The sequence below is a fragment of the uncultured Stenotrophomonas sp. genome (assembly GCF_945952405.1).
GTDB lineage: Bacteria > Pseudomonadota > Gammaproteobacteria > Xanthomonadales > Xanthomonadaceae > Stenotrophomonas.
In genome coordinates this window covers 34,907-56,884 of sequence record NZ_CAMFIA010000012.1, presented here as the reverse complement: position 1 = coordinate 56,884, position 21,978 = coordinate 34,907, and the positions used below count along the sequence as shown (strand labels likewise).

At 62.2% G+C, this 21,978-nt stretch carries 30 protein-coding genes; 12 read left to right on the top strand and 18 right to left on the bottom strand.

What is annotated here, in order from left to right; translation table 11 throughout:
- Positions 1–4: 4 nt before the first annotated feature.
- From Q0P60_RS13555 to Q0P60_RS13515, 9 genes are all read right to left on the bottom strand, one after another.
- Positions 5–1,813 (bottom strand): terminase TerL endonuclease subunit, encoded by a 1,809-nt coding sequence (locus Q0P60_RS13555; RefSeq protein WP_294994406.1) that lies wholly within the window; start codon positions 1,811–1,813, stop codon positions 5–7.
- A 28-nt stretch (positions 1,814–1,841) separates the two neighbouring features.
- Positions 1,842–2,219, bottom strand: coding sequence for a hypothetical protein (locus Q0P60_RS13550; RefSeq protein ID WP_294994235.1), 378 nt, complete (start codon positions 2,217–2,219; stop codon positions 1,842–1,844).
- Positions 2,220–2,848: 629 nt separating this feature from the next.
- Entirely contained in the window at positions 2,849–3,193 is a 345-nt protein-coding gene (locus tag Q0P60_RS13545) for a DUF1064 domain-containing protein (protein WP_294994232.1), read from the bottom strand.
- A complete protein-coding gene (locus tag Q0P60_RS13540) occupies positions 3,190–3,480 on the bottom strand; it encodes a hypothetical protein (protein ID WP_294994229.1) in 291 nt (96 codons plus the stop codon). The genes Q0P60_RS13545 and Q0P60_RS13540 overlap by 4 nt, the downstream gene beginning before the upstream one ends.
- Positions 3,456–3,884, bottom strand: coding sequence for a hypothetical protein (locus tag Q0P60_RS13535; protein ID WP_294994226.1), 429 nt, complete (start codon positions 3,882–3,884; stop codon positions 3,456–3,458). The genes Q0P60_RS13540 and Q0P60_RS13535 overlap by 25 nt, the downstream gene beginning before the upstream one ends.
- Positions 3,885–4,517: 633 nt before the next feature.
- A complete protein-coding gene (locus Q0P60_RS13530) occupies positions 4,518–4,832 on the bottom strand; it encodes a hypothetical protein (protein WP_294994223.1) in 315 nt (104 codons plus the stop codon).
- The gene (locus Q0P60_RS13525) at positions 4,829–5,317 is read right to left on the bottom strand and encodes a glycoside hydrolase family 104 protein (protein ID WP_294994220.1); all 489 of its coding nucleotides are present in this window, start codon (positions 5,315–5,317) and stop codon (positions 4,829–4,831) included. The genes Q0P60_RS13530 and Q0P60_RS13525 overlap by 4 nt, the downstream gene beginning before the upstream one ends.
- A 93-nt stretch (positions 5,318–5,410) precedes the next feature.
- On the bottom strand, positions 5,411–6,079 hold the full coding sequence (locus Q0P60_RS13520; protein WP_294994217.1) for a hypothetical protein: 669 nt from the start codon (positions 6,077–6,079) through the stop codon (positions 5,411–5,413).
- Positions 6,080–6,267: 188 nt separating this feature from the next.
- Positions 6,268–6,972, bottom strand: a complete 705-nt coding sequence (locus Q0P60_RS13515) for a hypothetical protein (protein ID WP_294994214.1) — start codon at positions 6,970–6,972, stop codon at positions 6,268–6,270.
- 178 nt (positions 6,973–7,150) lie between these two features.
- Between Q0P60_RS13515 and Q0P60_RS13510 the strand changes: the two genes are divergently transcribed.
- Positions 7,151–7,438 (top strand): hypothetical protein, encoded by a 288-nt coding sequence (locus tag Q0P60_RS13510; RefSeq protein ID WP_294994211.1) that lies wholly within the window; start codon positions 7,151–7,153, stop codon positions 7,436–7,438.
- A 476-nt stretch (positions 7,439–7,914) separates the two neighbouring features.
- Here Q0P60_RS13510 and Q0P60_RS13505 read toward each other — a convergent pair whose 3' ends face one another.
- The 4 genes from Q0P60_RS13505 to Q0P60_RS13490 form a co-directional block, all read right to left on the bottom strand.
- Complete coding sequence (locus tag Q0P60_RS13505) at positions 7,915–8,460, bottom strand: hypothetical protein (protein WP_294994208.1); 546 nt, start codon at positions 8,458–8,460, stop codon at positions 7,915–7,917.
- A gap of 211 nt (positions 8,461–8,671) precedes the next feature.
- Positions 8,672–10,105 carry a replicative DNA helicase gene (locus Q0P60_RS13500; RefSeq protein ID WP_294994205.1) on the bottom strand — a complete coding sequence of 478 codons (1,434 nt, stop codon included), beginning with the start codon at positions 10,103–10,105 and terminating at the stop codon, positions 8,672–8,674.
- Complete coding sequence (locus Q0P60_RS13495; RefSeq protein WP_294994202.1) at positions 10,105–10,848, bottom strand: helix-turn-helix domain-containing protein; 744 nt, start codon at positions 10,846–10,848, stop codon at positions 10,105–10,107. Before Q0P60_RS13495 ends, Q0P60_RS13500 begins: the two co-directional genes overlap by 1 nt.
- Entirely contained in the window at positions 10,845–11,120 is a 276-nt protein-coding gene (locus Q0P60_RS13490) for a hypothetical protein (RefSeq protein ID WP_294994198.1), read from the bottom strand. Before Q0P60_RS13490 ends, Q0P60_RS13495 begins: the two co-directional genes overlap by 4 nt.
- Positions 11,121–11,778: 658 nt before the next feature.
- On the opposite strand from Q0P60_RS13490, the gene Q0P60_RS13485 reads away from it, so the two are divergent.
- Positions 11,779–12,465 carry a S24 family peptidase gene (locus Q0P60_RS13485; RefSeq protein ID WP_294994195.1) on the top strand — a complete coding sequence of 229 codons (687 nt, stop codon included), beginning with the start codon at positions 11,779–11,781 and terminating at the stop codon, positions 12,463–12,465.
- 21 nt (positions 12,466–12,486) lie between these two features.
- The gene (locus Q0P60_RS13480; RefSeq protein ID WP_294994192.1) at positions 12,487–13,248 is read left to right on the top strand and encodes a DUF3800 domain-containing protein; all 762 of its coding nucleotides are present in this window, start codon (positions 12,487–12,489) and stop codon (positions 13,246–13,248) included.
- 364 nt (positions 13,249–13,612) lie between these two features.
- On the opposite strand, the gene Q0P60_RS13475 is transcribed toward Q0P60_RS13480, so the two are convergent.
- Both Q0P60_RS13475 and Q0P60_RS13470 read right to left on the bottom strand, forming a co-directional pair.
- Positions 13,613–13,918, bottom strand: coding sequence for a hypothetical protein (locus tag Q0P60_RS13475; RefSeq protein ID WP_294994188.1), 306 nt, complete (start codon positions 13,916–13,918; stop codon positions 13,613–13,615).
- A gap of 170 nt (positions 13,919–14,088) precedes the next feature.
- On the bottom strand, positions 14,089–14,505 hold the full coding sequence (locus tag Q0P60_RS13470; protein WP_294994185.1) for an Arc family DNA-binding protein: 417 nt from the start codon (positions 14,503–14,505) through the stop codon (positions 14,089–14,091).
- 307 nt (positions 14,506–14,812) lie between these two features.
- On the opposite strand from Q0P60_RS13470, the gene Q0P60_RS13465 reads away from it, so the two are divergent.
- From Q0P60_RS13465 to Q0P60_RS13435, 7 genes are all read left to right on the top strand, one after another.
- Positions 14,813–15,550 carry a phage regulatory protein/antirepressor Ant gene (locus Q0P60_RS13465; protein WP_294994182.1) on the top strand — a complete coding sequence of 246 codons (738 nt, stop codon included), beginning with the start codon at positions 14,813–14,815 and terminating at the stop codon, positions 15,548–15,550.
- Between the two features lie 285 nt (positions 15,551–15,835).
- Positions 15,836–16,048, top strand: a complete 213-nt coding sequence (locus tag Q0P60_RS13460; protein WP_294994179.1) for a hypothetical protein — start codon at positions 15,836–15,838, stop codon at positions 16,046–16,048.
- 23 nt (positions 16,049–16,071) lie between these two features.
- Positions 16,072–16,455, top strand: coding sequence for a hypothetical protein (locus Q0P60_RS13455; RefSeq protein WP_294994176.1), 384 nt, complete (start codon positions 16,072–16,074; stop codon positions 16,453–16,455).
- Positions 16,448–16,699 carry a hypothetical protein gene (locus Q0P60_RS13450; protein ID WP_294994173.1) on the top strand — a complete coding sequence of 84 codons (252 nt, stop codon included), beginning with the start codon at positions 16,448–16,450 and terminating at the stop codon, positions 16,697–16,699. The genes Q0P60_RS13455 and Q0P60_RS13450 overlap by 8 nt, the downstream gene beginning before the upstream one ends.
- Positions 16,696–16,956 carry a hypothetical protein gene (locus Q0P60_RS13445; protein ID WP_294994170.1) on the top strand — a complete coding sequence of 87 codons (261 nt, stop codon included), beginning with the start codon at positions 16,696–16,698 and terminating at the stop codon, positions 16,954–16,956. Before Q0P60_RS13450 ends, Q0P60_RS13445 begins: the two co-directional genes overlap by 4 nt.
- Entirely contained in the window at positions 16,953–17,285 is a 333-nt protein-coding gene (locus tag Q0P60_RS13440; protein ID WP_294994167.1) for a hypothetical protein, read from the top strand. Before Q0P60_RS13445 ends, Q0P60_RS13440 begins: the two co-directional genes overlap by 4 nt.
- A 426-nt stretch (positions 17,286–17,711) precedes the next feature.
- Positions 17,712–18,179, top strand: a complete 468-nt coding sequence (locus tag Q0P60_RS13435) for a hypothetical protein (RefSeq protein WP_294994164.1) — start codon at positions 17,712–17,714, stop codon at positions 18,177–18,179.
- 46 nt (positions 18,180–18,225) lie between these two features.
- Here the strand turns inward: Q0P60_RS13435 and hemN are convergent, their stop codons facing one another.
- Complete coding sequence (gene hemN / locus Q0P60_RS13430; RefSeq protein ID WP_294994161.1) at positions 18,226–19,635, bottom strand: oxygen-independent coproporphyrinogen III oxidase; 1,410 nt, start codon at positions 19,633–19,635, stop codon at positions 18,226–18,228.
- A gap of 44 nt (positions 19,636–19,679) precedes the next feature.
- Positions 19,680–20,120 (bottom strand): group III truncated hemoglobin, encoded by a 441-nt coding sequence (locus Q0P60_RS13425; RefSeq protein WP_294994158.1) that lies wholly within the window; start codon positions 20,118–20,120, stop codon positions 19,680–19,682.
- 179 nt (positions 20,121–20,299) lie between these two features.
- On the opposite strand from Q0P60_RS13425, the gene Q0P60_RS13420 reads away from it, so the two are divergent.
- Together Q0P60_RS13420 and Q0P60_RS13415 are read left to right on the top strand one after the other, a co-directional pair.
- A complete protein-coding gene (locus tag Q0P60_RS13420) occupies positions 20,300–20,587 on the top strand; it encodes a hypothetical protein (RefSeq protein WP_294994155.1) in 288 nt (95 codons plus the stop codon).
- Positions 20,584–21,633, top strand: coding sequence for a 4Fe-4S dicluster domain-containing protein (locus Q0P60_RS13415; protein WP_294994152.1), 1,050 nt, complete (start codon positions 20,584–20,586; stop codon positions 21,631–21,633). The genes Q0P60_RS13420 and Q0P60_RS13415 overlap by 4 nt, the downstream gene beginning before the upstream one ends.
- 1 nt (position 21,634) lies before the next feature.
- Here Q0P60_RS13415 and Q0P60_RS13410 read toward each other — a convergent pair whose 3' ends face one another.
- On the bottom strand, positions 21,635–21,871 hold the full coding sequence (locus Q0P60_RS13410) for a hypothetical protein (RefSeq protein ID WP_294994150.1): 237 nt from the start codon (positions 21,869–21,871) through the stop codon (positions 21,635–21,637).
- Positions 21,872–21,978 lie beyond the last annotated feature (107 nt).

Genomic DNA, 21,978 nt, shown 5'->3' with positions numbered 1-21,978 from the left:
CTTCCTATAAGAATCGGATGCCCCGCTGCTCATAGACAGAGGCGGGCGCTACCGATGAATGTGCGGAGCCGAAGGCCATCACTACCGCCACCGCGGCGTCGATCTTGTTGACTGAACGCGCCTTGGACAGCCAGCGGTTCTCCCATTTGTCGCTCTCAATGACGGCCGACATGATTGCGGACACCAGCACAGGGTTTCCGAACAAGCGGACGCGCCCTTCCAGCAGGGCTTCTTCGAACAGCCGTAGCGATCCGGGCATCCAGAGCCCTTCCGGTTGGGGCTTGCCGGCTGCGGCAGCTGCCTTTACTGCGGCCTCCGTGGGCTTGCCCTTCTTCAGGCCACCCTGCGGGTGCTCCACGAACGAGACGGAAAGCCCCAGCTCCTTCACTTCCTCTTCGAACTGTCGGAAGGCGTACCGGTCGTAAGCCACTTGGACAACTTCGAAGTCCCGGTCGTACTCGGCCACCGTCTGCGCGACATGCCGGTAGCTGATCGTCTGCCCCTTCGGGGCGTGCAAGTGACCCTTGGCAATCCAGGTGCTGTAAGGAAGCTTGTCGCGCAGTTCGCGAGCCTTGACCGTATCGCCCGGCGTCCACGCCTCCACCCACGCATCGAACGTTGGCTTGTTGACCAGGGTTTTCTTGCCCTCAACCTCAACCAGGACCTCCTTCGATCCGGTCTCCACCACCGCACCTAGAGCCGTAATGTCGCGGTTCTGCGACAAGTCCAGCCCGAGATGTAGGCGCTTGCCGTGGTGCTGCGTCCTGTCGAACGACTGCATCGCAGGCTCGACAATTTCGCGGCTCATCCACGCCTGGTCGGCGTCGGTCCACATGCAGAAGTTGAGTCGCAGGATCTCGTTGAGCTTGCTCGGGATCTGCTTGGCCAGGTCAACCCGGCCCTGCAGGTATTCATCCGTGATGGTGATACCCAGCATCGGGTTTGCTTTCACCCAGCAGGCCGGATCCTCGAGCGGCTCGTCGCCCTCATCAAGCCCACACACGAACGAAAACGTGCGGTCATCAATGACGTCTCCGACGAAGGTCGGATCGTTCACGGCCTCGTGGTGGCCAGCAGCCACCTTGACGGCATGCTCATGCTCTGCCCAGGCAACGCTGTTCCGGTCGCTGCCCGAATTGGTGATCATGAACAGCAGTGGGGAACGGCGGAACTTGAAGCCGTTCTCCATCATTTCGATGATCTTGCCGTCTGCCATCTCGTGCACTTCGTCGGCCAGGACGAAGTGCGGCCGGTAGCCCGATCCAGTCTTGCCAACGTCACGAGACGCCGGCCGGAAATAGCTCTGCGACTTGTGATGGGCGATGTTGTATTCCTTGCCCTCACCGCCCGAGAACTCCAGCCGCTTCTTCAGCGCCGGTGACGCCTTCACCATCTTCACGGCGTCCCGGAACAGGATTCCGGCCTGATCCTTGTGCGAGGCCACCGCGTACACCTGGGCGCCGGCCTCCTGATCGGCACAAAGCCCGATGAGCGCGATCCCACCGGCCATCGGCGACTTACCGTTTCCCTTGCCCTCCTCGATGTATGCGCGGCGGAAGCGCCGGGTGCCGTCCGCCTGCTTCCAGCCGAACAGACTGCCGATCTTGAATGCCTGGCTGGGGTGCAGCTTGAACGGCTTGCCCTCGAACTGGCCCTCGCTGAGGCGCAGCACTTCTTCGAAGAAGGCGATCTTCTTGTCGGCGGCCTCTCGATCGAAGTAGAGGCCACGCTCGTGAGCGTCCTCCAGGTCTTTGAGATGGCGCCGGCAGGCGTTGCGCACGTGGGGGCCCGCGACGGTCTTGCCTTCGACCACTGCCAACGGATACTCACTGGTCCGGCAGTTAGAAGTGCTTGTCGTCCGGGTCTTCGTCTTCGCCTGAGCCATGATTCACTTTCGTCTCATCCACCGGGGTTGCTCCGAGCTTGGATAGCAGTGAGCCAAGCGCCTGCATCGCGGAAACACCCATATCGGGGTCGGTCGCCATTCGTGCGGCCAAGATGCAAACCTGGCGAAGCAGGAGGCGGTGCCCAGCGTGCAGCCAGGGCATGTTATCCACCTGCTCTTTCCAGACGGCCACCTGCTCCTTGGTCATGCCCTTGTACGGGGTGCCGATCGCTTTCGGCCCCTTGGGCGTCTTCCGATTTCGATGCCGTTGCGGATTCTTTGCCGCAGCGCCAGACACTGCCGCTTTCGCCGCTGGCGTGCGGGGATTTGCCATCGTTTCCCCACCTTGAGGGGGTCGTCTTTCCAACTGTGGATGCGCGAAGAACGGGGGACGGTCGGTCTAGGTCCGAATCGACCCAAACAATTCGCCCCCCCTACCCTGCGCAGCGTGGAACGCGATGCCGTGGAACCATTCAGCCGACCGGCCACCCGTCCTCATCGCACCCTCGGACCTGCACCGCACCTCGTTCCAGACGCGCCTGATCGACGTTGTGGCAGTCGGCGCACTGACTGTCGAAGGGTCCAGTCCAGAACATCTCCTCCGTTTCTCCAGGCGGGTGTCCGTTCGTGTGGTTGCATACCGTCGCCACCGTCACATGCCCGCGTGCCTTGCACCGGCTGCAGAGCGGCTCACGCTCCAGCTGCGCCTTGCGCGTGCGCTGCCAGCGCGCGGTGCCGTACAGGTGGGCGAAGGAGCTACCGCCGGTCTGCCGGGTCCTGCGGCCGCGAGCCACGCTCACTGGCCAGGCCCTGCAGCCCGGATCACCAGGCCACGGCGTATCCACCACTCCACCCGATCCCAGTTCGGGTCCATGCCCGTTGCCCGAGCGAGCCACACCACGGCAGCCAGATACCACCGCAACCACCACTGCAGGCGGACAGACGCAATCACTGTCGCGTGCATCAGAACTCCTCCACTTCCCAGCCACCGCCATCGCGCTTTCGCCGCACTTTCACCGCGATGAAGCGGAATGGGTACATGGCCGCTGCAATCTTGATCTTGGCCCGTGCATCGTCCTGCCAGTGCCCCTTCACCTCGTGGCACTCCATGACGCCGTCGGCTGCCATCACCGCAAAGTCCGGGGTATAGAACGTGTTGTCGGCCAGGCGCAGCTTCATGCCCTCGAACCGGTGCCACTGGATCCCACCAGCCGCCTGCAGCGCGCGCAGCCGCTCTGCATACGCGGCCTCGGTCTTGTTCATCTCGCCGGTCTTCAACCGGCCAAGGGCGAGAACCCGACGGTTCATCGCTTCACCCGGTCAACGCCCAACTCCCGGATCTCGCCCAGCTGCTTGTTGCACTGCTGCAGGCTCAGGATGTTGGCGTTGTAGGCGGACACCACCTGCTCCACCGAGCGCTCCCGCACGCGGATGATCTGGCAGGGCTGGGTCAGTAAGGCCGGGGGCGCCACTGCCGTCTCCACCGTGACATAGACCAACTGGGGGATGTCCGGCCTGCTGGCCTTACTGCAGCTGCCGAACCCGCACAGCGGCAGCGCCGCGGCCAGGATCACAGCAATGGAATGGCGTCGCATAGCTTCTGCTCCAGCTGTTGCCGGCATGCCGGCTGGGTCTTGGCGTCCTGCAGCGCGCGGCTGGCCTGATCAGCCCGGCGCTGACTCTCGGCCGCTGCCACCTCGGCCCGGCGCGCAGCCTCATTGGCTGCCTCCTTCTGCCGGGCTGCCTCATCGATTGCCGCCTGGCTCTGCCGGTTCACGTCCTTCAGTAGCAGCCCGCAGGCGTTGGCCGCGCGGAAGTTCTCGGCAGCTTCAGCCTCAGCAGCAGCGCGCGCCTTGTCGGCCTTGGCGATGGTTGCCTGGTCCTTGGCGGACTGGCGATCTTCACCGCGCTCGCAGCCAGTCACGAACAGACCACCAGCCAGCACCAGAACCGCCAGCACCTTGAGCAGGTCGGCGTAGGGACGAAGAGGGTTCAGCATTGGGCACCTATATGAATGAGTCGCCCTGCCTGGAGTACGCTGCGCGTGCTACCAACACAGCCCAGGGAGGGCGACATGGACAACACCGGGCCTACGGCTCTAGCCGCAGTGATGGCAATTGCTATTGCTCTTCACCAGGATGGCGTACTGCCAATGGAGCGATTCCTCCAAACACTCCGAAGACACGCCCTGCGTCTAAAAGCAGCTGGCCAAGAGACGATTGCCGACGAGCTACTGGCTATGGCTTCGCAACTTGCGACAAATCTTCCGCCGCGCAGCGGATAACAGTCGTCCCCAAGTCAGAGCCATCCATGCTCTGCTCCGATCGTTCCCCGTGCCTTCTCTCTTCCTCATGCTCCCGAAGGGCGAGCAGCAGCAGACGAAGCCACTTGGAGAGTTGAGGCAGACCCCGGAGTTCACATGCACTGGATATGGAAGGATGTTCAGGGTCGATATGGCCCAGCTCGATGCCGTGTTCGTCGGCCTCAAGCACCTGCAACGCCATCCATTGGAGATATCCGGGAGCGCGGGAAACCCGCTCCCCAATTTCCCTCAGTTCCGCGGTCAGCTGCGCAGCGCTGCACACGACAGTGAGTTTCGCCGGAACAGAGCATTCGCTAGGCCTATCTCCGTTCATTCCGAACCTCCTGCTCTGATCGTGTCGCTGTCCGGGTCGAACGGCGGCGGCTCCAGGCTTGCCGCGCGCATCAGCCCTTCAAGCCGGTAGATGTGGCGGATCAAGCGCAGCTCCCTGGCCTCCATCCGTCCCACCCGTTCGCCCAGCCGGGTCACTTCCTCGCGCATCAACTGGATCACGTTGACCTCCGCCCCTTCCCTGGCTGTCTCTACGAACTGCTTGCGCCACCACAGCGCCACGCCGCCAGCGCCAACCATCAGGCCGCCAAACGCGGTCCCAATGGCCTGCCAGTCCACATCGCCCCCGATCATGGCGCCACCGTCCCGCCGGCCCGGCGGTAGACCGCCAGCAAGTCGGCCAGCTTGTGCTCCGGCTGGCCGTAGCCGGCTCCGGGCAGACTCGCCCAGATGTTGCTGACCGCCTTGATGGCCTCGGTGATCTTGCCCGCCTGGATCAGCGGCAGAGCGCGGCGCTCCCGGATCTGCTGCAGCGCAATCAGGTCCTGGCTTAGGGGAGTGAAATCCTTCAGGTCGAGCGTCTTCTTGTAGGCGTCGTAGTAGCGGCGCAGCAGCTGGTAGCGGCCGGCTGCCGTGGACTGAATCTTCAGCTTCGGCAGATCCACCAGCACGCGCGGGTGGTCGGCGTAGCTCTTGAACAACTCCCCGCCAACGATCACGTCATAGCCGCGGTCTTTGGTGGGTCGCTTACCGTTGTCCGTGCCTTCAGACAAGGCCAGCATGTCGAGGAAGGCCACGACGTTCACGCCGCCAGCCAGTTGGGGAGTGATCTGCGCCATGACGTCTCCATAAAAGAGAAAGCCCCCGGCATACGCCGGAGGCCTTTAGGTGGATGCTTGATCGGTCAAAGCTTGGCCGATCTGACCCTGACTTTAGAAGCAGTGCCTCAGGATAGTTCTGCCATCATCTGTAATTGCCCAAGCGAATTCAAACGGCCTGTTGTATAGCGCCTCGCCCATGTCCTTCATACTCATTACAGAACCCGCTGGATTAATTGGGTTCTTGATGGAGTACTGCAGGAAGCCATTGGCCTGAAGGGCAAATCGCCGATTCATAGTTAGACTGTCGAGCTCTTTGGACTCGGCAAGAGCACGGAGATCACCGGCATACACGCCATTGATCATGGTAGCCATACGGAGGTAGTCATCACTCCTGATCTCACCCCGACCCATGGCGACAAAGAGCTTGCCAAGCAAGCGCGGCTTTTCATCCATGTCCGCTTTGTCAAGCATATCCAGAAGAAGTGCTCCAACTTTTTCTTGCTTGCCATCGTTCCCGGCTAGCTCGTCCACTGCTCTCGCTCGGTCACTCCACGAAAGGGTGGCTACCTCATTCAGGAATTTCACTATCTTCTGCGAAAGAAGTCGATCACGAACAGAAAAACCAAATTTGCCCACCGCAAAAATCGTGGACAAGAAGGGTAGGTCCTTCAGTAGTCCTTCATCGAGCGAACTATCAACGAGAGCTTCAATTACATCTTCAGCAACTGGGACTAGCTCTTGCGCCCCCACAGTCACAACCAGGTCTTTTCCCAGATTCACAGGACTTCCTTGCTAGGCTAGGTCACGGCGATTCTATGCTACAGAGCAGCGTCGCCGGCAAGATCACTACCTAAGTCAGCGACAATGAGGTTATGCATTGTGACGTGCACACTGCTGGCAGGAGCTCAGCCAGAGGTGGATGACGTGACCAATTGGCCGATACTGGCGCCCATCTTACGTGACGAATATCACGATTCCGGCTTGAAGTCAGGTGGAAGGAGTTCAGCAGAGTACATCCCGTTGCTCGGGGTCAAGCGGATCGAGCGCAAGTGCCGCCGCTTAACCTGGTCTCTTAGGGTCAAATGGATGTAGCTGGCAGTGGTATACGATGGCAGCGGACCATCGAAGTAAAAGGTAACCGATTGCATCGATCCCAGCTCACCGCGAGCAATAACATTCTCGACACCTTGTTCTCTGTACTCCAACAGCTCAAGGTCTGCCCCAACGTTCTTCAATGGCAACTGCACGTAGTACTTATGCTTCTGCCCACCCACTTCGGTGTGATCAATAGCGAGCAGTTGGAGATCGGGCTCAGCATCTGCTGCAGCTTTCAAATCCCGCGCCATGTTAGCCTCTAACACTTCCTTCTCAAGTTCAAGCTGACGGATCGCCGTTTGTGACATCTGCTCCTGATGCTGCACAGAGTTACGCAACTCGGTAGCCTGATTCTGTAGAGCCTGAGTGTTCTGTCGAAGCTCGATTCCCTGCTGGAAGTACCCGCAGACTAGCCAGAACAGTGCCAGCGGACCGAAAGCACCCGCGACGAAGTCTCCCAGCGAATTCGGTTCCATAGCCAAGAATTCCGACCATCTGGCCCAAACGTAGGTTGCGGTGAGCGCCAACCATACGGCAGTCGCAATCACGCCGACCATAGTAATAGCTTTACTTTTCACGATGATCCGTCCAGTCCATTAGGCAGATGGCAAAACGGCCCACTTCGAAAGGGGCCGTTTAAAGTGGAGAATCCCCCACTCTGCCAAGAACTATACCGAAACGTTGGCAACGTTCAAGCGTTATTTGCATTGTTCTGGCAGTACGATAGCCGCTCATCCAAAAGGAGGAGGACCGCGCTTGAACACGGACGATCAGAACTACATTGCCCGCCTCATCGGCAGGGACGTTGCCCAGGAGCGGGCGCTACTGACCCTTATCGGAACTCACCAGAGAGGGGATCTGGCCGCCCTCACGGAACGCCTGCGGCAGAACAACGAGATCGGCAAGGCTCAGCTCAGCACACGCCTACAGGAAGCGAAGCTCCCTGCCGACCTTCTGCGCATGGCCGAGCATGGGTTCAGCCTGACCGCCACGGCGATCATCAACGGCGTCGGAGCCCACAAATACCACCCCGCTCCGCGCTGACACGTCTGCAACCGTCCTCCTTATGGGTGACGGTTCCCGGAGGGGTGCTGCATCTGCACCCCATCAGTTCACTCCAATCAGAGCGATTACGTCGTCCCGGCTGCGCCCGGCTCGCGTAGATTTCAACACCATCAGCGATTCCGGCCCCAGCTTCTCCCATTGCGGGGATTCCTTCGCCACGTCTCGAAAGGCTGCGTCCAAGGCATCACGAAACGTGTCGCCTTCCGAGCCGTAGTCAAACTGGTAGCCTTCGCCAAGTACATGGCGCGATGCCCACTGCCTCCGAAGTCGGCGAACCAGCAGCTTCGCACGGGACTCGCTTCCGACCCATGCCCACTGCACGGCGGCCAGGTTAGGACGGCGGCGGATGCTCCCCTCCGGGTTTCGGGTCACACTGATGCGAACAATTCCGTCCTCACAGCAAGCTACGCACAGGTACACAGCGTCGCGCGCGGCCTGGGCGATTGTGAGGTTCCTCATGCACGCCTGGCCTCTAGGAACGCCATGCCCTTGTCGAGTTCCTTCCGGTACTGCCATTTGGTGAACGCGCCGCCCAGCTTTTTGGCCACCACCTCCGCACGACTAGCTTGGCTACCGCGGCCGGTGAACTCTTCAAGCACCACCAGCGCGCGGACCATGTTCTGCCGGTAGAGATCGGACAGCGCGCGATCGACCCATCGGTACTCCTCAGGGGAACCGACCATCACAGCTGCTGCGGGCGACCGCGAGACCATCGCCCGGGTTTCAGAACACGGGATCGGGTCCACTGCCCACTGGGCGACGGGCAGCACTGCGCCATTTCGACTCACACGGCCTGAGGCTGCACCCATGAGCATCCGACGATCATGACCATCGCGCGGGAGCGGCGCCCGCCCCTGCTTCGCTCCTGACGCAAACTGCTGCGCGCGCGCCAGGGGATGGTCCGCCTTGCTCGGCAGGTCCTCGGGATCCAGAGGCGCACAGTACTGGTGCTCCTGATAGTGCCCCCAGTGCTTCAACTGCTCCTTCAGCGACAAGGTCATTTCTGGCCTCCAGTGCATGTAAATGCCTGCCTCTCCAGCAACTCGAGCTTCGAAGCCTGCTGCCGGGCGAGCGAGGCCGATGCGCGGTAGGCCAGAGCTGTGCTCGAGCGTTGGCCGCGATCACGCCACAGCAGGCAGTCGAGCCTCTCCGCCTGCTGGTCGAGGGTGTCGGCGAAATGTCTGAGTGCTTGGGATCCTGTTGGGATGAAGGTCACCGACCGATCCCTCCGAAGGACTTACGGCCAGGGCCATAGCTGGCCCGGCGCGGCGGCGGGTCATCGTTCGCGGCCTCTGGCTTGCGGGGCAGCGGGCCGTCCCAATTGTCGATACGCATCTGATCGAAACGGTTCTGCAGGCTGATCCGTTCGCCGGCGCGGATGTTTCGGCCCTTCGCGAAGTGCATTTCCACTACGCCCTGCAGATGGGTCTGCTGCTCGGGCGTGTCGTAGTAGTCCTCTCGATGCAGCAGCACGACGACGTCGGCCTTTTGCTCGAGCTCTCCAGACTCACGCAGGTCGGAAAGGGTCGGGCGTCGGTCAGTGCGCCCGGTGACGCTCCGGTTCAACTGGGCAAGCGCCACCAGCGGGATCTTCCACTCCTTCGCTAGGTCCTTGCCCTTCTGCAGGATGCGACCGTACTCAAATCGGGCCATGCGCGGGTCCACGTCGAAGTCGTGAATGTGGTCGATGACCAGCAGCTGCAGGGGCGTGCGCTGATGCATCCGGCGGGCGCGGGCCTCGAACTGCCGGACATTCAGAGAGGCGGTGTCATCGATGTACAGTGGCGCCGCCTTGAGGTCCCGAATGGTCGGTGTCAGGCGACTCTGATAGATCTCGCTGTCCTCGGCTCCGTGACCAGGACGGGTAACCCACTCGTGCGGAATCTTGCCGACGCTGGCCACATTGCGGTCGTGGCAGTCGTCCATGCTCATTTCCAGACTGAACAGGCCGACCGTGACGTCCTTCAGCGCGGTGTACACCGCAACATTCAACGCCGCGATGCTCTTGCCCATGCTCGGGCGACCCGCAATCAGGTACGCAGTCGACGGCTGCAACCCGTGCGTGACCCGATTGAACTCTGCCCAAGGGGTTTCCAGGCCGGTCAGGCCACCGCCATTGTGGTAACGGTCCTCCCAGCGCTTGTACCACCCGTGCATGGTCTCTCCGGCAAGCCGAAGCCCGCCGCGCTGAGCCGGCTGCAGCCCGGCGATGTCCTGCGTCAGCTCGGCCAGGAGCTCAGGGAACTCGCGGCCATCCTGCTGCCGGGCAGACTCCATCGCCTTGCGGCCGACCTCGGCCAGTCGTCGCCGGCCGGCGTACTGGACCACGATCTCCGCATACGCAGCCACGTTGGCAGCCGATGGCGTCGTGCTAGCCAGCTCCGTGATGTAGGTGCCGTCGCCGACGAGGCCCAGCTTCCCGCGCGACTCAAACCACTCGCCGATGGTGACCGCATCGAACGGGCGCCGCTTCTCCGCCAGCGTGCGGATCGACTCGAAGATCAGCTGGTGATCGTGTCGGTAGAAGTCCTCAGCAGACAGCGTGTCCGACACCAGCGGCCATGCTTCGGGAGCCAGCATCAGGCCACCTAGGACAGCTTGCTCGGCCTCAACGCTATGCGGGGGCAGATTGGGGTCAAAGCGCATCAGCCCTGTTCCCCTTTGCGGTTGTTGTGGTAAGTGCCTTCAATGACCTTCAGCAGGTTCTCCTCGGACTTGATCAGCCACGGCAGGGAGACCAGGAAGCTACCGGACTTACCCATCAGCCAATCGCTCTCCTTCATCCAAGCGAACAGGCCGCGCCACCATTCCACGGATTGCCGGCACGGTTCTTCCTTCCAGCGCGCACGCAGATGGTCCTGCCGCTTCTTGCTCCACCCTCGCACCTCAGGGCAGTTCGGCAGTTCCTTGTGGTAGGCAGCGATGATTGCTTCGTGTGGGCAGCCGGTAGCCGGCCCCGCTCCGAGCAGACTCGTTTGCTCCTGCCCTCCCTCGTCGGCGTCCGTGTCGCCGTCAGGCGACGCATCTGTTTCTACTTCCTGGTTAGATTCCTGTTTTGTAGTGCTGTCAGCACCCACCCTGGGTGCTGTGTGCACCCACCCGTCGGTGCTGTCAGCACCCACCACCCCCAAATGGAGGGTGTAATGGTTGGGCAAACTTACGCCCTCGCGCGTCCTACGAATGATGGAAAGAAGGCCAGCGGACTCGAGACCCGTGATCGCACGCTTCACAGAATCGGCGCTCATGCCGCAATCCGTGGCGAGCTTCTTATGGGAAGGGTCGCAGCGACCCGTATCCGCATTTGTGCGGTTGGCCAGCATGATCAGGACCAGCTTCTGCTGGGCCGGCAGCTTCCACTTCACCGCCCAGGCCATCGCCTCAAAGCTCATGCCGATACCCCCGAGACTTCCGGGAAAGCAGCCAACATCAACGTGGCGAAGGCACCCAGGTGCTCCGTGGTAATCCAGCGCTTGCTGGACATTTGCTGGATCCACTCCAGCGCCTGCTGCGGGCCGGAACAGTAGAAGTCGTAGGTAGGTTCGTCGCCCGGGCGGGTCCGGTCGTAGATCTCTACCGCGATTCGGCCGTCGGGAAGACGCTCCTGCAGCATGACCAAGGGCCTGGCATGGCGCTCCTTGATGCGGGCAAGAGCTTCCTGCATGACTTCGCCATAGGGCCGTGGCCCCAGCGCGCTCAGGGTTGCAACAGATTCGTGGTGTGGCATAGTGGCCTCGCTCTGAACGAAGCCTCCGCATCTGTCTGCCCGACAGCGGGGGCTTCGTTGCATCTGGACATTGGGTTGTCCCCCGAGCGCGTCACGCTCGTAGCGCCAGACACCTGCATGGCCACTTCCACATGCAGGGTGGTCGCCGTCCTTGCTCCCTCGCGCCCGATCCTTCAGGCGAGTCTTTAGTTCGCTGCCAGCAACCAGCCGCTACTGCCTTGCCCTGCTCTTTCCACGCTCAACTGGCTGCAAGGTCACGCCGTAGGCGACCACCGTGCCCTCGGCATCTCGGTCCCAGCGCAGATCCGGGCGGAGCAGCTCGCAGCTGACGCCTGTCGCAGCCTCCACAAGTGGCGCCATGTACGGCGGGGTCAACCCGCCCTGGAGGTTCATCCAGTTCCAGACGTGCGCCTGCCGAATCGGATGCCCCAACCCGGTAATCAGGTCCGCAAGAGCCTTTTGGCCGCCAGCCGCGGCAACCGCGGCCCTGAGTTGTTCAAGAGGTTCGCTCATAGTCAATGAGGCTACTACTTTTCCTGTAGAACCACAACTATAATTGTTTGACGATTACAACAAGGATGGTCACGCTCCCCGTATGGATACGACCCTTGCTGAGCGATTGGTTGCAGCGCGCGAGCGCTCCGGCCTGTCTCAAACCGCCCTCGCCAAGTCTGTGGGGATTTCCCAGCAGGCCATTGCCCAGCTCGAATCCGGCAAGGCCAAGAAGACCGGCGCACTTGCCGAGATTGCCCGGTCACTGGACGTCGACCCGCTCTGGCTGGCGCTAGGCGTGGGCGACATGCTGGGAGCACCGCCCCAGGGTCACCAGGCAGACGACAATGAGTACATGGACGTCACGGGCTATTCCCAGGCTGTTGGCTTGGGCGCTGCAGGTGCTGAGGCAGAGGAGTACGCCGAGACCCACAGCCTGAAGTTCAAGAAGACCAGCCTGCGGCGGCGGGGCATCTACGGGCGTAACCTGGCCATCTATTACGGCAAGGGCGACTCGATGGAACCGACCATTGAGGACGGCGACGCAATCCTGTTTGACACCTCAGACACCCGGGTCGTAGATGGCGTGCTGTACCTGATCCAGGTCCATGGTGCCGCCAACCCGGAGTACTACGTGAAGCGAGCAATGGTGCTGGATGGCACGGTATTCTTCGCTAGCGACAACCCGAAGGGCGACCACCACTGGCAGAAGCCACGGCGGATGGACTCAAAGCGAGAACCGATCACGGTCGTTGGCCGCGTGCACTGGATCGGTGGCTGGGCGGACTAACTTAGGCTTAGGAGGAGCCTCATGTATTTCATGTATGTCGACGAGAGCGGAGACCCCGGACTCGTAAATTCACCATCCCCGATCTTTACCCTGACCGGGCTAGTTGTGAATGAGCAACACTGGAACGATATGCAGAAGGCCCTCTTGGCTTTCCGTCAAAGGATGAGATCCTCGTTCGGGCTCAAGCTACGCGAGGAAATCCATTCTGCGAAGTTCATTACAAGCCCCGGACCATTGGTTCGAATCAAGCGGCATGATCGACTTGCGATCCTTAGACATTTCACAACCGAGCTGGCAGCGCTGCCGTACCTGAGCGTGATCAACGTGGTGGTCGACAAAGCGAACAAACCGGCAACTTACGACGTTCATGCGAAGGCTTGGCAAGCTCTAGTGCAACGGTTCGAAAACACGTTGGGCTATGCCAACTTCCCTACCCCTCTCGCGCAACGCGAGTCCGGCATGGTTTTCGCTGACGGCCAACCTTCGGCGCAGCTAATCGCAATGTTCAGACGAATGCGGGCGTACAACCCAGTGCCCAACCAGATTGGTGGCGGCTACCGTAATCTAATGGTGAGCAGAGTCCTGGAAGACCCAAGTTTTCGCGACTCAGCGCATTCTATGTTTATACAGTCTGCGGACCTAGTAGCGTATCTGCTGTATCAGAATGAGCAGCCGAACGCGTACATGCGGAAGTCCGGCGGGCGGGCATATTTCAATAAGCTTGCCCCGATCCTGCTTCGACAAGCCTCGCCACGCGATCCGAATGGTGTAGTTCGGCTATAAAAAAGGGGCGCCTAAGGCGCCCCGGAGAGATCCTAATAGGAGGACGGTGCCTCCGCTCAGATCTCATCTCGACCATAGCAGACGCCACGCCAGTTATCAACTTTGTGTTGATTAGTCAACGCTGTCGCCATCCCCCGCTCCGGCGGGGTTTTTCTTTGGCGGCGACCAGCGTTCCACAATTAGGACGGTTATTTCCAACCGGCAACAACAATTATTGTTGATTGACCCACAATTTTGATTGTAGCGTAGCCCCATGTTGGCAACGGCCGAGCAATGGGGTGAATCAATGAAGACTCTCGCGGGATGCTGCCGAAGCAGCTCTCCCCTCGCCCACAGGCAAGCAGATGCTCGCCACAGACCTCCCTCAGCGGTCGTAACTCTTGCCGCCTGTCGAGATGTTGTAGAGCGCCTGGCTGTACGGCAAGCGGAGCAAGACGGTGCTGTTGCTGGCGACCCCGCCCATCATTCCCAAGCGGCAAAGCAGCGAGACGCCGCCCATTTCTCGCTCACACATGGCATCGGCGCTGTCGATGAACTCGGTCTTGTTGAGCCGAAGGATGACCAGCGTTTTGCCCTCGGGAACAGCGCCGATGGGCTGGATGACGAAGATCGTGAGCTGGGTGTAGATCACGATGGCCAATACGACAAACACGATGAGCAGAATGCTCACGGTCTTCCTAGTCATGGGATCCCCCTATCCGTAGTCCCGGACCGGATCATGACATGGCTGGCTCGCATCGGGAGACCTGACGGCCGTCGCCTGCGTAGGTCAGGGCAATCCCGGCATCCGAGGCGAGTTCAGCAAAAGCTGAAGGCCTGCCCAGGGATGCCGACATGAGACTACTTGTCGTCCGCAATCCAAGGTTTTCCGCTCTTGGTGAAGCGCTGATCACCAGTGATGAAGTCCATGTCGTAGAACAATCGATCTTGGAGACCCTTGAGCTTCAGGAGCCGACTCTCCTCGCGAGCCTTGTCCGTCTCCAAGGCCTCACGTTCAGAAGTCGTGAGGCTACCGCTTTCCAGCCTCACAGCGCATGCGGCTATGACTTCTTCGGCCATTTGGATTGCGAAGTCCAGCTTGTTCACTTCCTCCCCACGAGTTCGATAGATCTCCATCTCGACGGTGGGAAAGCTCGCCTCGAGTCTCGAAACGATTTCAGCGTTGAGAGATCGCGCCTCCATTTTTGCGAACTGCTCCAAGCGATCGCGCAGATCTGCAGGAAGACGGAGGGGAAAAGGTGTGATGTCTCTGGCCATGAACGAATCATTAACGACACTTTTATCGATGAGTCACCGTAACTCATCGCCCTATTGACGCCAAGGATCACGGTGACTCATGATTCACCGTGACTCGCAGACCAACCAGAGGAACTCCCGTGTCCGCGACTCGCGCTGCAACTCCCAAGCCACAGCATGACCGGCCGCAGGTAGGCCCCTTCCCCCTCCGCTTGCCGCCCGAGGTCAGGGCGGCAGCTGAGGCAAAGGCGAGGGCAGACGAACGTTCCCTCAACTGGACTCTCTCCAATTTGATCAAGCAGGCCCTAGGCCTCAAGGAACCATCTCCATGAAAGATCTCGTAACTCTTAACGGTGGCATCGCCGTCACCAGCACCCAGACCATCGCCGAGAACACTGGCAATGAGCATAGGGCGGTCATCCAGCTCGTCCGTGTCTATGTCTCGGACTTGGAGGAGTTCGGAAGGGTGCAATTTGAAATGCGCCCCTTTTCAACAGCTGGGGGAACGCAGACGCGAGAGATCGCCGAACTGAACGAACAGCAGGCCACCCTGCTTCTGGCGTACATGCGGAACAGCCCAATCGTGCGCTCTTTCAAGAAGTCCCTGGTGAGGGCCTTCTTTGATATGGCCCAGAAGGTCAAGATGCGGTCCTCCGCCCCGATGGCCGTCTTGAACGATCCTCTTGCGATGCGCTGCCTGCTTCTGACTTACACCGAGAAAGTGATCAGCCTGGAGCAGACGGTCGCGGAACAGGCGCCGCAGCTGGCTACGCTGAACCGGATAGCTGCAGCCGATGGCTCACTGTGCATGCGAGACGCGGCCAAGGTTCTGCAGGTCCGCCCGGTAGATCTGCGGCGCTGGCTGGTGGCTCATGGTTGGGTCTACCAACGTCCGGGCCACAGCGGCTGGCTCGCCTACCAAGAACGGATCCAGCAAGGCGTCATGTGCCACAAAGTCACTACCGTTCAGCGCGAGGATGGAACCGACAAGGTCGTTGAACAAGCCAGGATCACGCCAAAGGGCATCGCTCGCATAGGCGCTGAACTGGCAAAGGCAGCGGCATGAATCCTAACCACCCTTGTCAGAGCGGCGGTTACGGCACAGCGCCGAGTCGATCGTCATCTAGGCTTCTTCGTGCGGCCTGGGTGGCCCTAGGCAGCGCAGCGGTCGTGCTGGTTCCGCTACGAATGATTGAGATCGCAGTCGCCAAAAATCCGAACGTCGTTCTTTGCGTCGCAGCAGCGAGTGACGCACATCCCCCGACTTTTGCATTTTCACACGAGGACCTGAACAAAGGAAACCTGAAACATGAGTAGGGAAACACCTACCCCTCACGGTAGGCCGATCGTCATGACGGTGAAGGCAGGTACGACGGTCTACATCGGCGACGGCATCCAAGTACAACTGCGAGGCGCCCACAAGAACAAGGCAGAACTACACGTCTACGCACCGTCGATCCTTTCTGTGGATCGGGCGGTCACTTTCCAGCCCGACTGGAACCTCAAAAACAGTGACGGCCCGAGCGCGGGAACGCTCGAGCCGTCTGCCAAGCCGCACCCGTAATCGACCAGATCAAGGAAGCCAACATGGCGAAGAACAGTGTACCCCCGGCAGAACCAACCGCAGAAGCACGGCTTGCGGTCAGTGAGCACTACCTGAGCTCGATGTGGAGGGACAACCCTCTTTCCGACTGCCTGACCAACCGCTTGGTCCGGGTCGACCAGAACACCAAGGCAGCCATCGCCATCCTCGACGTGATCCGCCGAGACTTCACGTCCAAGCAGGACCTGCGGGATGCCTGCGAGGAAGAAGAACGCGTGCTGTATGCCCCCCTCCCTGAACATGCCGTGGACTGCCTCATGCTTGGTATGGAGAGCCTCCTCTCCGAGTCGGAGGACCTGCTTACCTACCTGCGTGACAACGAGCGGGACGTGTGCCGCCAGCCCCTGAAGGAGGCCGCCCGTGTCTGACACCCCCCTCACCAAAGAAGAGCCGTTCAGCCTGATCCCTGTGCAGGACAATGCCCCGCTGCTCCAGGTCTGCGCCGGGATCGACACAATGCACAGTGACCTGAAGGCCAACATCTACTTCGACTATGTCCATCGGCAGTTGAGCAACATGGACAGCGACCGGATCACCGATGACGACTTGTTCGTCTTCGCTGACCTTCTCGAAATGTGCAGGGCGCTGCGTTACGCCGGGGGTGCCCAATGAGCAATGCGGCCACGCCGGAAAAGACCAAGGAAATCGCAATCCCCGGGTCGCCACTTATGGTGGTATCCGGGCAGGATCTGGACGTCGCACTGAGCAAGGCCAGGCTTCTCACCGATCACGTGCAAGGCCTGCTGTGGCAAGGCATGCGAGATGCCAATGGCAAGGACGTCTCGTTCGGATATGACGAGGTCGTGACGATGGATTTTCTTCTCGATATCGCGACCGGCCTGTATCGGGCCGCAGGAGCCGAAGCATGAGCATCTTCGATGACCTGGTCGATTTGGCCCACCTTGAGGACGAACCCGACTACCAGATCTCCGCCAAAGCAGTCAGGGACATCCGGCGCGCAATCACGTTTGGGATCTTTGCCGCTGCCGACGGAGCCAAGATCAACCAAGCCCGTGCATCAGCACAATTGATGGGTAAGGAATGGCCGGAGGTCGCCCATTCGGTGGCACCCGGAGACTCCTTCGAACAGACCATCCAGGAAATGGCCGGAGCGCTGCTGTGGCTTGAGTACGCGTCGCACCTGCGCAAACCTGGCGCGGCTTCCTGCGTCTTGAGCTCGGCTGAGGAGGCGCAGTGATCGAACAGCCTGTTCCTGACCCGACAATCACAGTTCTGGCCGCAATGATCGAAGGTGAACGCTGGCTCAGCGCGGATTCCTGTGCCGTCCTCTTGGGCCTGACGACGCCGGACGGGAAGCCCAACCGGCGCGGCTTCCTTGAAAGGCTTGCGTGCCGTCCCAGCTTCCCTGCCCCGCTTCAGATCGGAAACGAGAAGAAGTGGAAACGGTCGGAGGTCCTACGTTGGGCCGATGACGAGAGGAGGAGCGGCGGCTAGACTGCTGTGAGCAGCGCGTTGGCCCCTGAGAGCTGCAGGACTGCCCATATTTTCCCCAGAATCCCCTGAGCCCCTTGCAGCACAAGGGGTTCTGATTCCGGCTCCGGGCACCAACATCGCAGCGCAGGATGGCGTCCGCTCTTCGGGGCATTGCACAAGGAACCCGCACATGAAGCTGTCTGTCCTGATGTTTCCCCTGCTGTGCCTGGCCAGCGTTCCTGCGCTTGCGCAGTCGTACTCCGACAGCCGTCGCAATGGCGATGGCAGCCTCGATATCCGCCACAGCGACGGCTCCTCCAGCCGCATCACCCGCGACCAGTCCAAGCGCGTGATCGCCGAGCACAGCAACGGCAGCCGCTCGGTCACCACCACCGACCTCAGCGGCCGCAAGCGCACCACCTACAGCGACGGCAGCTACTCCGACACGACCAGCGACCTGAGCGGCCGGATCATCACCCAGTACAGCAACGGTGCCCGCTCGACCAGCACGCGCGACTTGAGCGGCAGGTGGCGAACCGAATACAGCGATGGCTCCTACTCGATCAGCACCCGCGACCTGAGCGGCAGGTGGCGTACCACTGCAAGCGGCGGCATGGCCGCCAGCCATCCGGAGCGCGGCTTCGGCAAGAAGCGTTGATCGGCCGGCTCCTGCAGCGCTGACGCCTGCAGGAAGCCACACCCCTTCAGATCGCACGCGAATAGCGCGGCTGCGTGTGCGCCGCGCGCAGGTAGGGATCAAAGCACATCGCCAGCAGCCGCAGCAGAGGCCGCCCCGGCTCGCTGGCACGCACCACGCCTGCGCGGTACTCGGCCAGGCCATCTTCCTGCAACCGCTGCACCGAGCGCAGGTCCTCGGCGAAGTACTGCTCGAAATCGATACCATGGCGCTGGCCCAGCACGCGGCCATCCACCTCGCCCTGGCACATCAGCTGCTGGATCAGTTCCGCGCGCAGCTGGTCGTCGGCACTCAGCGCCACGCCACGCCAGACCGGCAGCTGGCCCTGGTCCACCGCATCCTCCCACGACGGCAGGTCGCGCGGATTCTGGCTGTAGGTCGCGCCGATATGGCTGATCGCACTGACCCCCAGGCCGAGCAGGTCGGTGTCGGCATGGGTCGTATAGCCCATGAAATTGCGATGCAGCTGGCCGGCGCGCTGTGCACGCGACAGGTCCTCTTCCGGCAACGCGAAATGATCCATGCCGATGTACTGGTAGCCGGCCGCGGAGAGCCGCTCCACCGCCAGGCCCAGCAGCGCCAGCTTGTCCTCCGGCGAAGGCAGGCGGCTTTCGTCGATCTGCTTCTGCGCGCGGAACAGGTGTGGCAGGTGCGCATACCCATAGACCGCCAAGCGGTCCGGGCGCAGTGCCAGCACCCGTTCGAGGGTGCGGCCGAAGCCCTCCAGGCTCTGCCCCGGCAGGCCGTAGATCAGGTCGACATTGACCGAGCGCATGCCACTGTCGCGGCAGGCCTGCAGGATGTCCAGCGTCTGCTGCACGCCCTGCACGCGGTTGATCGATGCCTGTACCAGCGGATCGAAGTCCTGCACACCCAGGCTGGCACGATTGAAGCCCAGCCGCGCCAGCAGGGCGACGTCACGGGTATCGATGAAGCGCGGATCGAGTTCGATCGAGAAGTCACGCTGCGGCGAACTGCTGAAATCGAAACGCCGGCGCAGCCCTTCCACCAGCGTGGTCATCGCCTCGGCATCCAGGAAGTTCGGCGTGCCGCCGCCCAGGTGCAGCTGGATCACCTCGCGGCCATCCTCGAACTGCGGCGCCAGCAGATCGGCTTCGGCCAGCACGCGCGATACGTAGCTGTGACCGCGGCCGCGATCACGGGTAATCACCCGGTTGCAGCCACAGTAGAAGCACGGGCTGGAACAGAACGGCACATGCACGTACAGCGACAGCGCCCGGGCCAGCTGGTTGCTGTCGGCGATCGCCTGGCGCAGCGCCGGTGCATCGAAGCCATCGTGGAAATGCGGCGCGGTTGGATACGAGGTGTAGCGCGGCCCCGGCCGGTCATGCCGGCGCAGCAGATCGGGGTCGAAGGTCCAGGCCAGGCCGCCGGCGGCGGGAGAGAACGTGTCCATGGCGCCAGCATCGCGCGTGGCCGCCGCCACCGCCTTGACCCAGATCAATCCTTGGCGGGGATCCCCAGCACCGGCAATCCGACCTGCGGCCAGCGCAGCATCTGGTAGCGCTTCCAGAAGGTCTCGCCGATGCGTGCGGCGACGTCGTTGGCCAGCTCCTGCATCGGCGGATTGCCACACTCGGCGGTCGTGATCCGGAACAGCACCAGCCAACGGTCGAACAGGTCCTTGTCCAGTTCGATGGCCATGTGCTTGGACATCGGTGAGCCCTTGAAGCGGCGGGTGCCGCGCAGCATCGCCGACCAGAAGTCGACCAGCTGTGCCAGGTGCTCCGGCCAGTCATGGACGTGCGCCCCGAACACCGGCCCCAGCCGTTCCTCCTCGCGGACGCGGGCATAGAAGTCGTGGACCAGGCGGGTCACTTCCTGCTCGCTGCACAACTCGGGCGAGGCGACGGGAAGGACAGGCGGCGGTATTGCGTTCATCGGGGCACCCAAAGCTTGCCGGCAGTGTGCCGCAGCCAGGCGGCACCGCCGTTGATCCAGATCAATGTCGGCGCAGTCCGCTGCACCTAGGCTGGCAGGCTTGCAGGAAGCATGCCCTGCGGATGCGGCGCCCGCCCCGGCGAAGTATACGCGCCGCCCTCTTTTCGATCCGGGACAGCATGAACAGACCTTCTCCAAGCCGCCGCCAGCGGTTGATCCAGCACTGGGGCGCCATCCTCTGGCCCAGTTTCATCGCCGCCGGCCTGGCCAGCGTGGTGTTCTTCGCCTTCGTCGATCCGCTGCGCCTGCAGGCAATCAGCTTCCCGGGTTCCGCGATCAGCCGCGAGCTGGGCTATACCGCCGGCTTCTTCATGTTCTGGGCGGTCACCGCGCTGTCCAGCGCGGTGACCTGGTACCTGCTGCGTCCGCTGCCGAGCGACGACGACGACGAGCTGCCGCTGGGATGAGCATGACCCGCACCGCACCGCCCCGCCCCTGGCACTGGCGGGGCACGCTCAGCGCCGCCCTGCTGGTCCTGTTCTACGCGCTGCCGTGGCTGCGCTGGAACGGGCGCCAGGCGCTGCTGCTGGACATCAACGCACGCCGCTTCGATCTGTTCGGATGGACGCTGTGGCCCGACGATGTCGGGATCCTGATCGGCCTGCTGGCAGTGCTGGCGATGGCGCTCGCGCTGCTGACCCATCTGGCCGGGCGCGTCTGGTGCGGCCACGCCTGCCCACAGACGCTGTGGCGGCGCGCGTTCGACTGGATCGCCGCAGGTATCGCGCGGGTACTGCCGGCAGCGGCGGCGCGCCCGGCCACGCAGCTGGCATGGGGGCTGCTGTCGCTGTGGACCGGCGTCACCTTCGTCGGCCTGTTCAGCCCGATCGCCGAGTTGCTGACCGCGGCACCGCACGCCGGCTGGAGCGGCTGGGAAACGTTCTGGGTGCTGTTCTACGCCGCGGCCACCTGGGGCAACGCCGGCTTCCTGCGCGAGCAGGTCTGCCGTTCGCTGTGCCCGTTCGCACGCATGCAGCCGCTGCTGACCGATCCACACACGCCGCGCATGCTGTACGACGCCCGCCGAGGCGAGCCACGCGGGCCGCGCGCATCCGGCCTGGGCGGCGTCCTCGGCCGCGGTCGCGGGCGGCTCGACCCGACCACCGCGCAGGACTACGTGTTCCGCGCCGCGCACCCGCTGCTGGCGGGACCGATGCCGACCTTCAGCGCCGACCGGCTCGGTGACTGCACCGATTGCGCGGCCTGCGTGCGTGCCTGCCCGATGCAGCTGGACATCCGCCAGGGGCCGCAGGCCGATTGCCTGGCCTGCGGCGCCTGCCTGGAAGCCTGCGCACAGCAACAGCACCGGGCCGGGTTCGGTCCGGGGCTGGTGCGTTACTGCAGTCCGCAGGCGATGGCCGGGCAACCGCGGCGATGGTGGCGCCCACGGACCCTGGCCCTGCTGTCGATGCTACTGGCGCTGCTTGCCTGCGGCGCCTGGCGGCTGCTCTAGGTCAGCGCGGCCCACCGGCGTGCGGCGGAACCAGCTGCGCACGCCGGACAATGCCCAGCTGTTCGATGATCAGCGCCATTTCGTTGGTGACTTCGGTACGCTCGGTCCCCTGCGGGACCAGGCGGTCCAGCACCTGCTGGTAGGTATCCCAGAACGCCGGACCGCATCCGTGTTTGTGATAGCTGGCTTCCAGTTCGCGGCGTACCCGTTCAGCCAAGCCATGCATGCCGTATTCCATACGACCTCCGTTGGACTTGTTCTGCATCGTTGACGGTCTACCGACTCACTTGCGTGCTACTGAAAGACTCCCGGGCTTCACGACCGGTTGACCCCAATTAGTCATAG

Bases quoted from the DNA above. Each gene is read 5' to 3' on its own strand.
- Q0P60_RS13550 (WP_294994235.1), bottom strand. From the start codon at position 2,219: ATGGCAAATCCCCGCACGCCAGCGGCGAAAGCGGCAGTGTCTGGCGCT.
- Q0P60_RS13545 (WP_294994232.1), bottom strand. From the start codon at position 3,193: ATGAACCGTCGGGTTCTCGCCCTTGGCCGGTTGAAGACCGGCGAGATG.
- Q0P60_RS13540 (WP_294994229.1), bottom strand. From the start codon at position 3,480: ATGCGACGCCATTCCATTGCTGTGATCCTGGCCGCGGCGCTGCCGCTG.
- Q0P60_RS13535 (WP_294994226.1), bottom strand. From the start codon at position 3,884: ATGCTGAACCCTCTTCGTCCCTACGCCGACCTGCTCAAGGTGCTGGCG.
- Q0P60_RS13530 (WP_294994223.1), bottom strand. From the start codon at position 4,832: ATGATCGGGGGCGATGTGGACTGGCAGGCCATTGGGACCGCGTTTGGC.
- Q0P60_RS13525 (WP_294994220.1), bottom strand. From the start codon at position 5,317: ATGGCGCAGATCACTCCCCAACTGGCTGGCGGCGTGAACGTCGTGGCC.
- Q0P60_RS13505 (WP_294994208.1), bottom strand. From the start codon at position 8,460: ATGACCTTGTCGCTGAAGGAGCAGTTGAAGCACTGGGGGCACTATCAG.
- Q0P60_RS13500 (WP_294994205.1), bottom strand. From the start codon at position 10,105: ATGCGCTTTGACCCCAATCTGCCCCCGCATAGCGTTGAGGCCGAGCAA.
- Q0P60_RS13495 (WP_294994202.1), bottom strand. From the start codon at position 10,848: ATGAGCTTTGAGGCGATGGCCTGGGCGGTGAAGTGGAAGCTGCCGGCC.
- Q0P60_RS13490 (WP_294994198.1), bottom strand. From the start codon at position 11,120: ATGCAGGAAGCTCTTGCCCGCATCAAGGAGCGCCATGCCAGGCCCTTG.
- Q0P60_RS13485 (WP_294994195.1), top strand. From the start codon at position 11,779: ATGGATACGACCCTTGCTGAGCGATTGGTTGCAGCGCGCGAGCGCTCC.
- Q0P60_RS13480 (WP_294994192.1), top strand. From the start codon at position 12,487: ATGTATTTCATGTATGTCGACGAGAGCGGAGACCCCGGACTCGTAAAT.
- Q0P60_RS13470 (WP_294994185.1), bottom strand. From the start codon at position 14,505: ATGGCCAGAGACATCACACCTTTTCCCCTCCGTCTTCCTGCAGATCTG.
- Q0P60_RS13465 (WP_294994182.1), top strand. From the start codon at position 14,813: ATGAAAGATCTCGTAACTCTTAACGGTGGCATCGCCGTCACCAGCACC.
- Q0P60_RS13460 (WP_294994179.1), top strand. From the start codon at position 15,836: ATGACGGTGAAGGCAGGTACGACGGTCTACATCGGCGACGGCATCCAA.
- Q0P60_RS13455 (WP_294994176.1), top strand. From the start codon at position 16,072: ATGGCGAAGAACAGTGTACCCCCGGCAGAACCAACCGCAGAAGCACGG.
- Q0P60_RS13445 (WP_294994170.1), top strand. From the start codon at position 16,696: ATGAGCAATGCGGCCACGCCGGAAAAGACCAAGGAAATCGCAATCCCC.
- Q0P60_RS13440 (WP_294994167.1), top strand. From the start codon at position 16,953: ATGAGCATCTTCGATGACCTGGTCGATTTGGCCCACCTTGAGGACGAA.
- Q0P60_RS13435 (WP_294994164.1), top strand. From the start codon at position 17,712: ATGAAGCTGTCTGTCCTGATGTTTCCCCTGCTGTGCCTGGCCAGCGTT.
- hemN (WP_294994161.1), bottom strand. From the start codon at position 19,635: ATGGACACGTTCTCTCCCGCCGCCGGCGGCCTGGCCTGGACCTTCGAC.
- Q0P60_RS13425 (WP_294994158.1), bottom strand. From the start codon at position 20,120: ATGAACGCAATACCGCCGCCTGTCCTTCCCGTCGCCTCGCCCGAGTTG.
- Q0P60_RS13420 (WP_294994155.1), top strand. From the start codon at position 20,300: ATGAACAGACCTTCTCCAAGCCGCCGCCAGCGGTTGATCCAGCACTGG.
- Q0P60_RS13415 (WP_294994152.1), top strand. From the start codon at position 20,584: ATGAGCATGACCCGCACCGCACCGCCCCGCCCCTGGCACTGGCGGGGC.
- Q0P60_RS13410 (WP_294994150.1), bottom strand. From the start codon at position 21,871: ATGGAATACGGCATGCATGGCTTGGCTGAACGGGTACGCCGCGAACTG.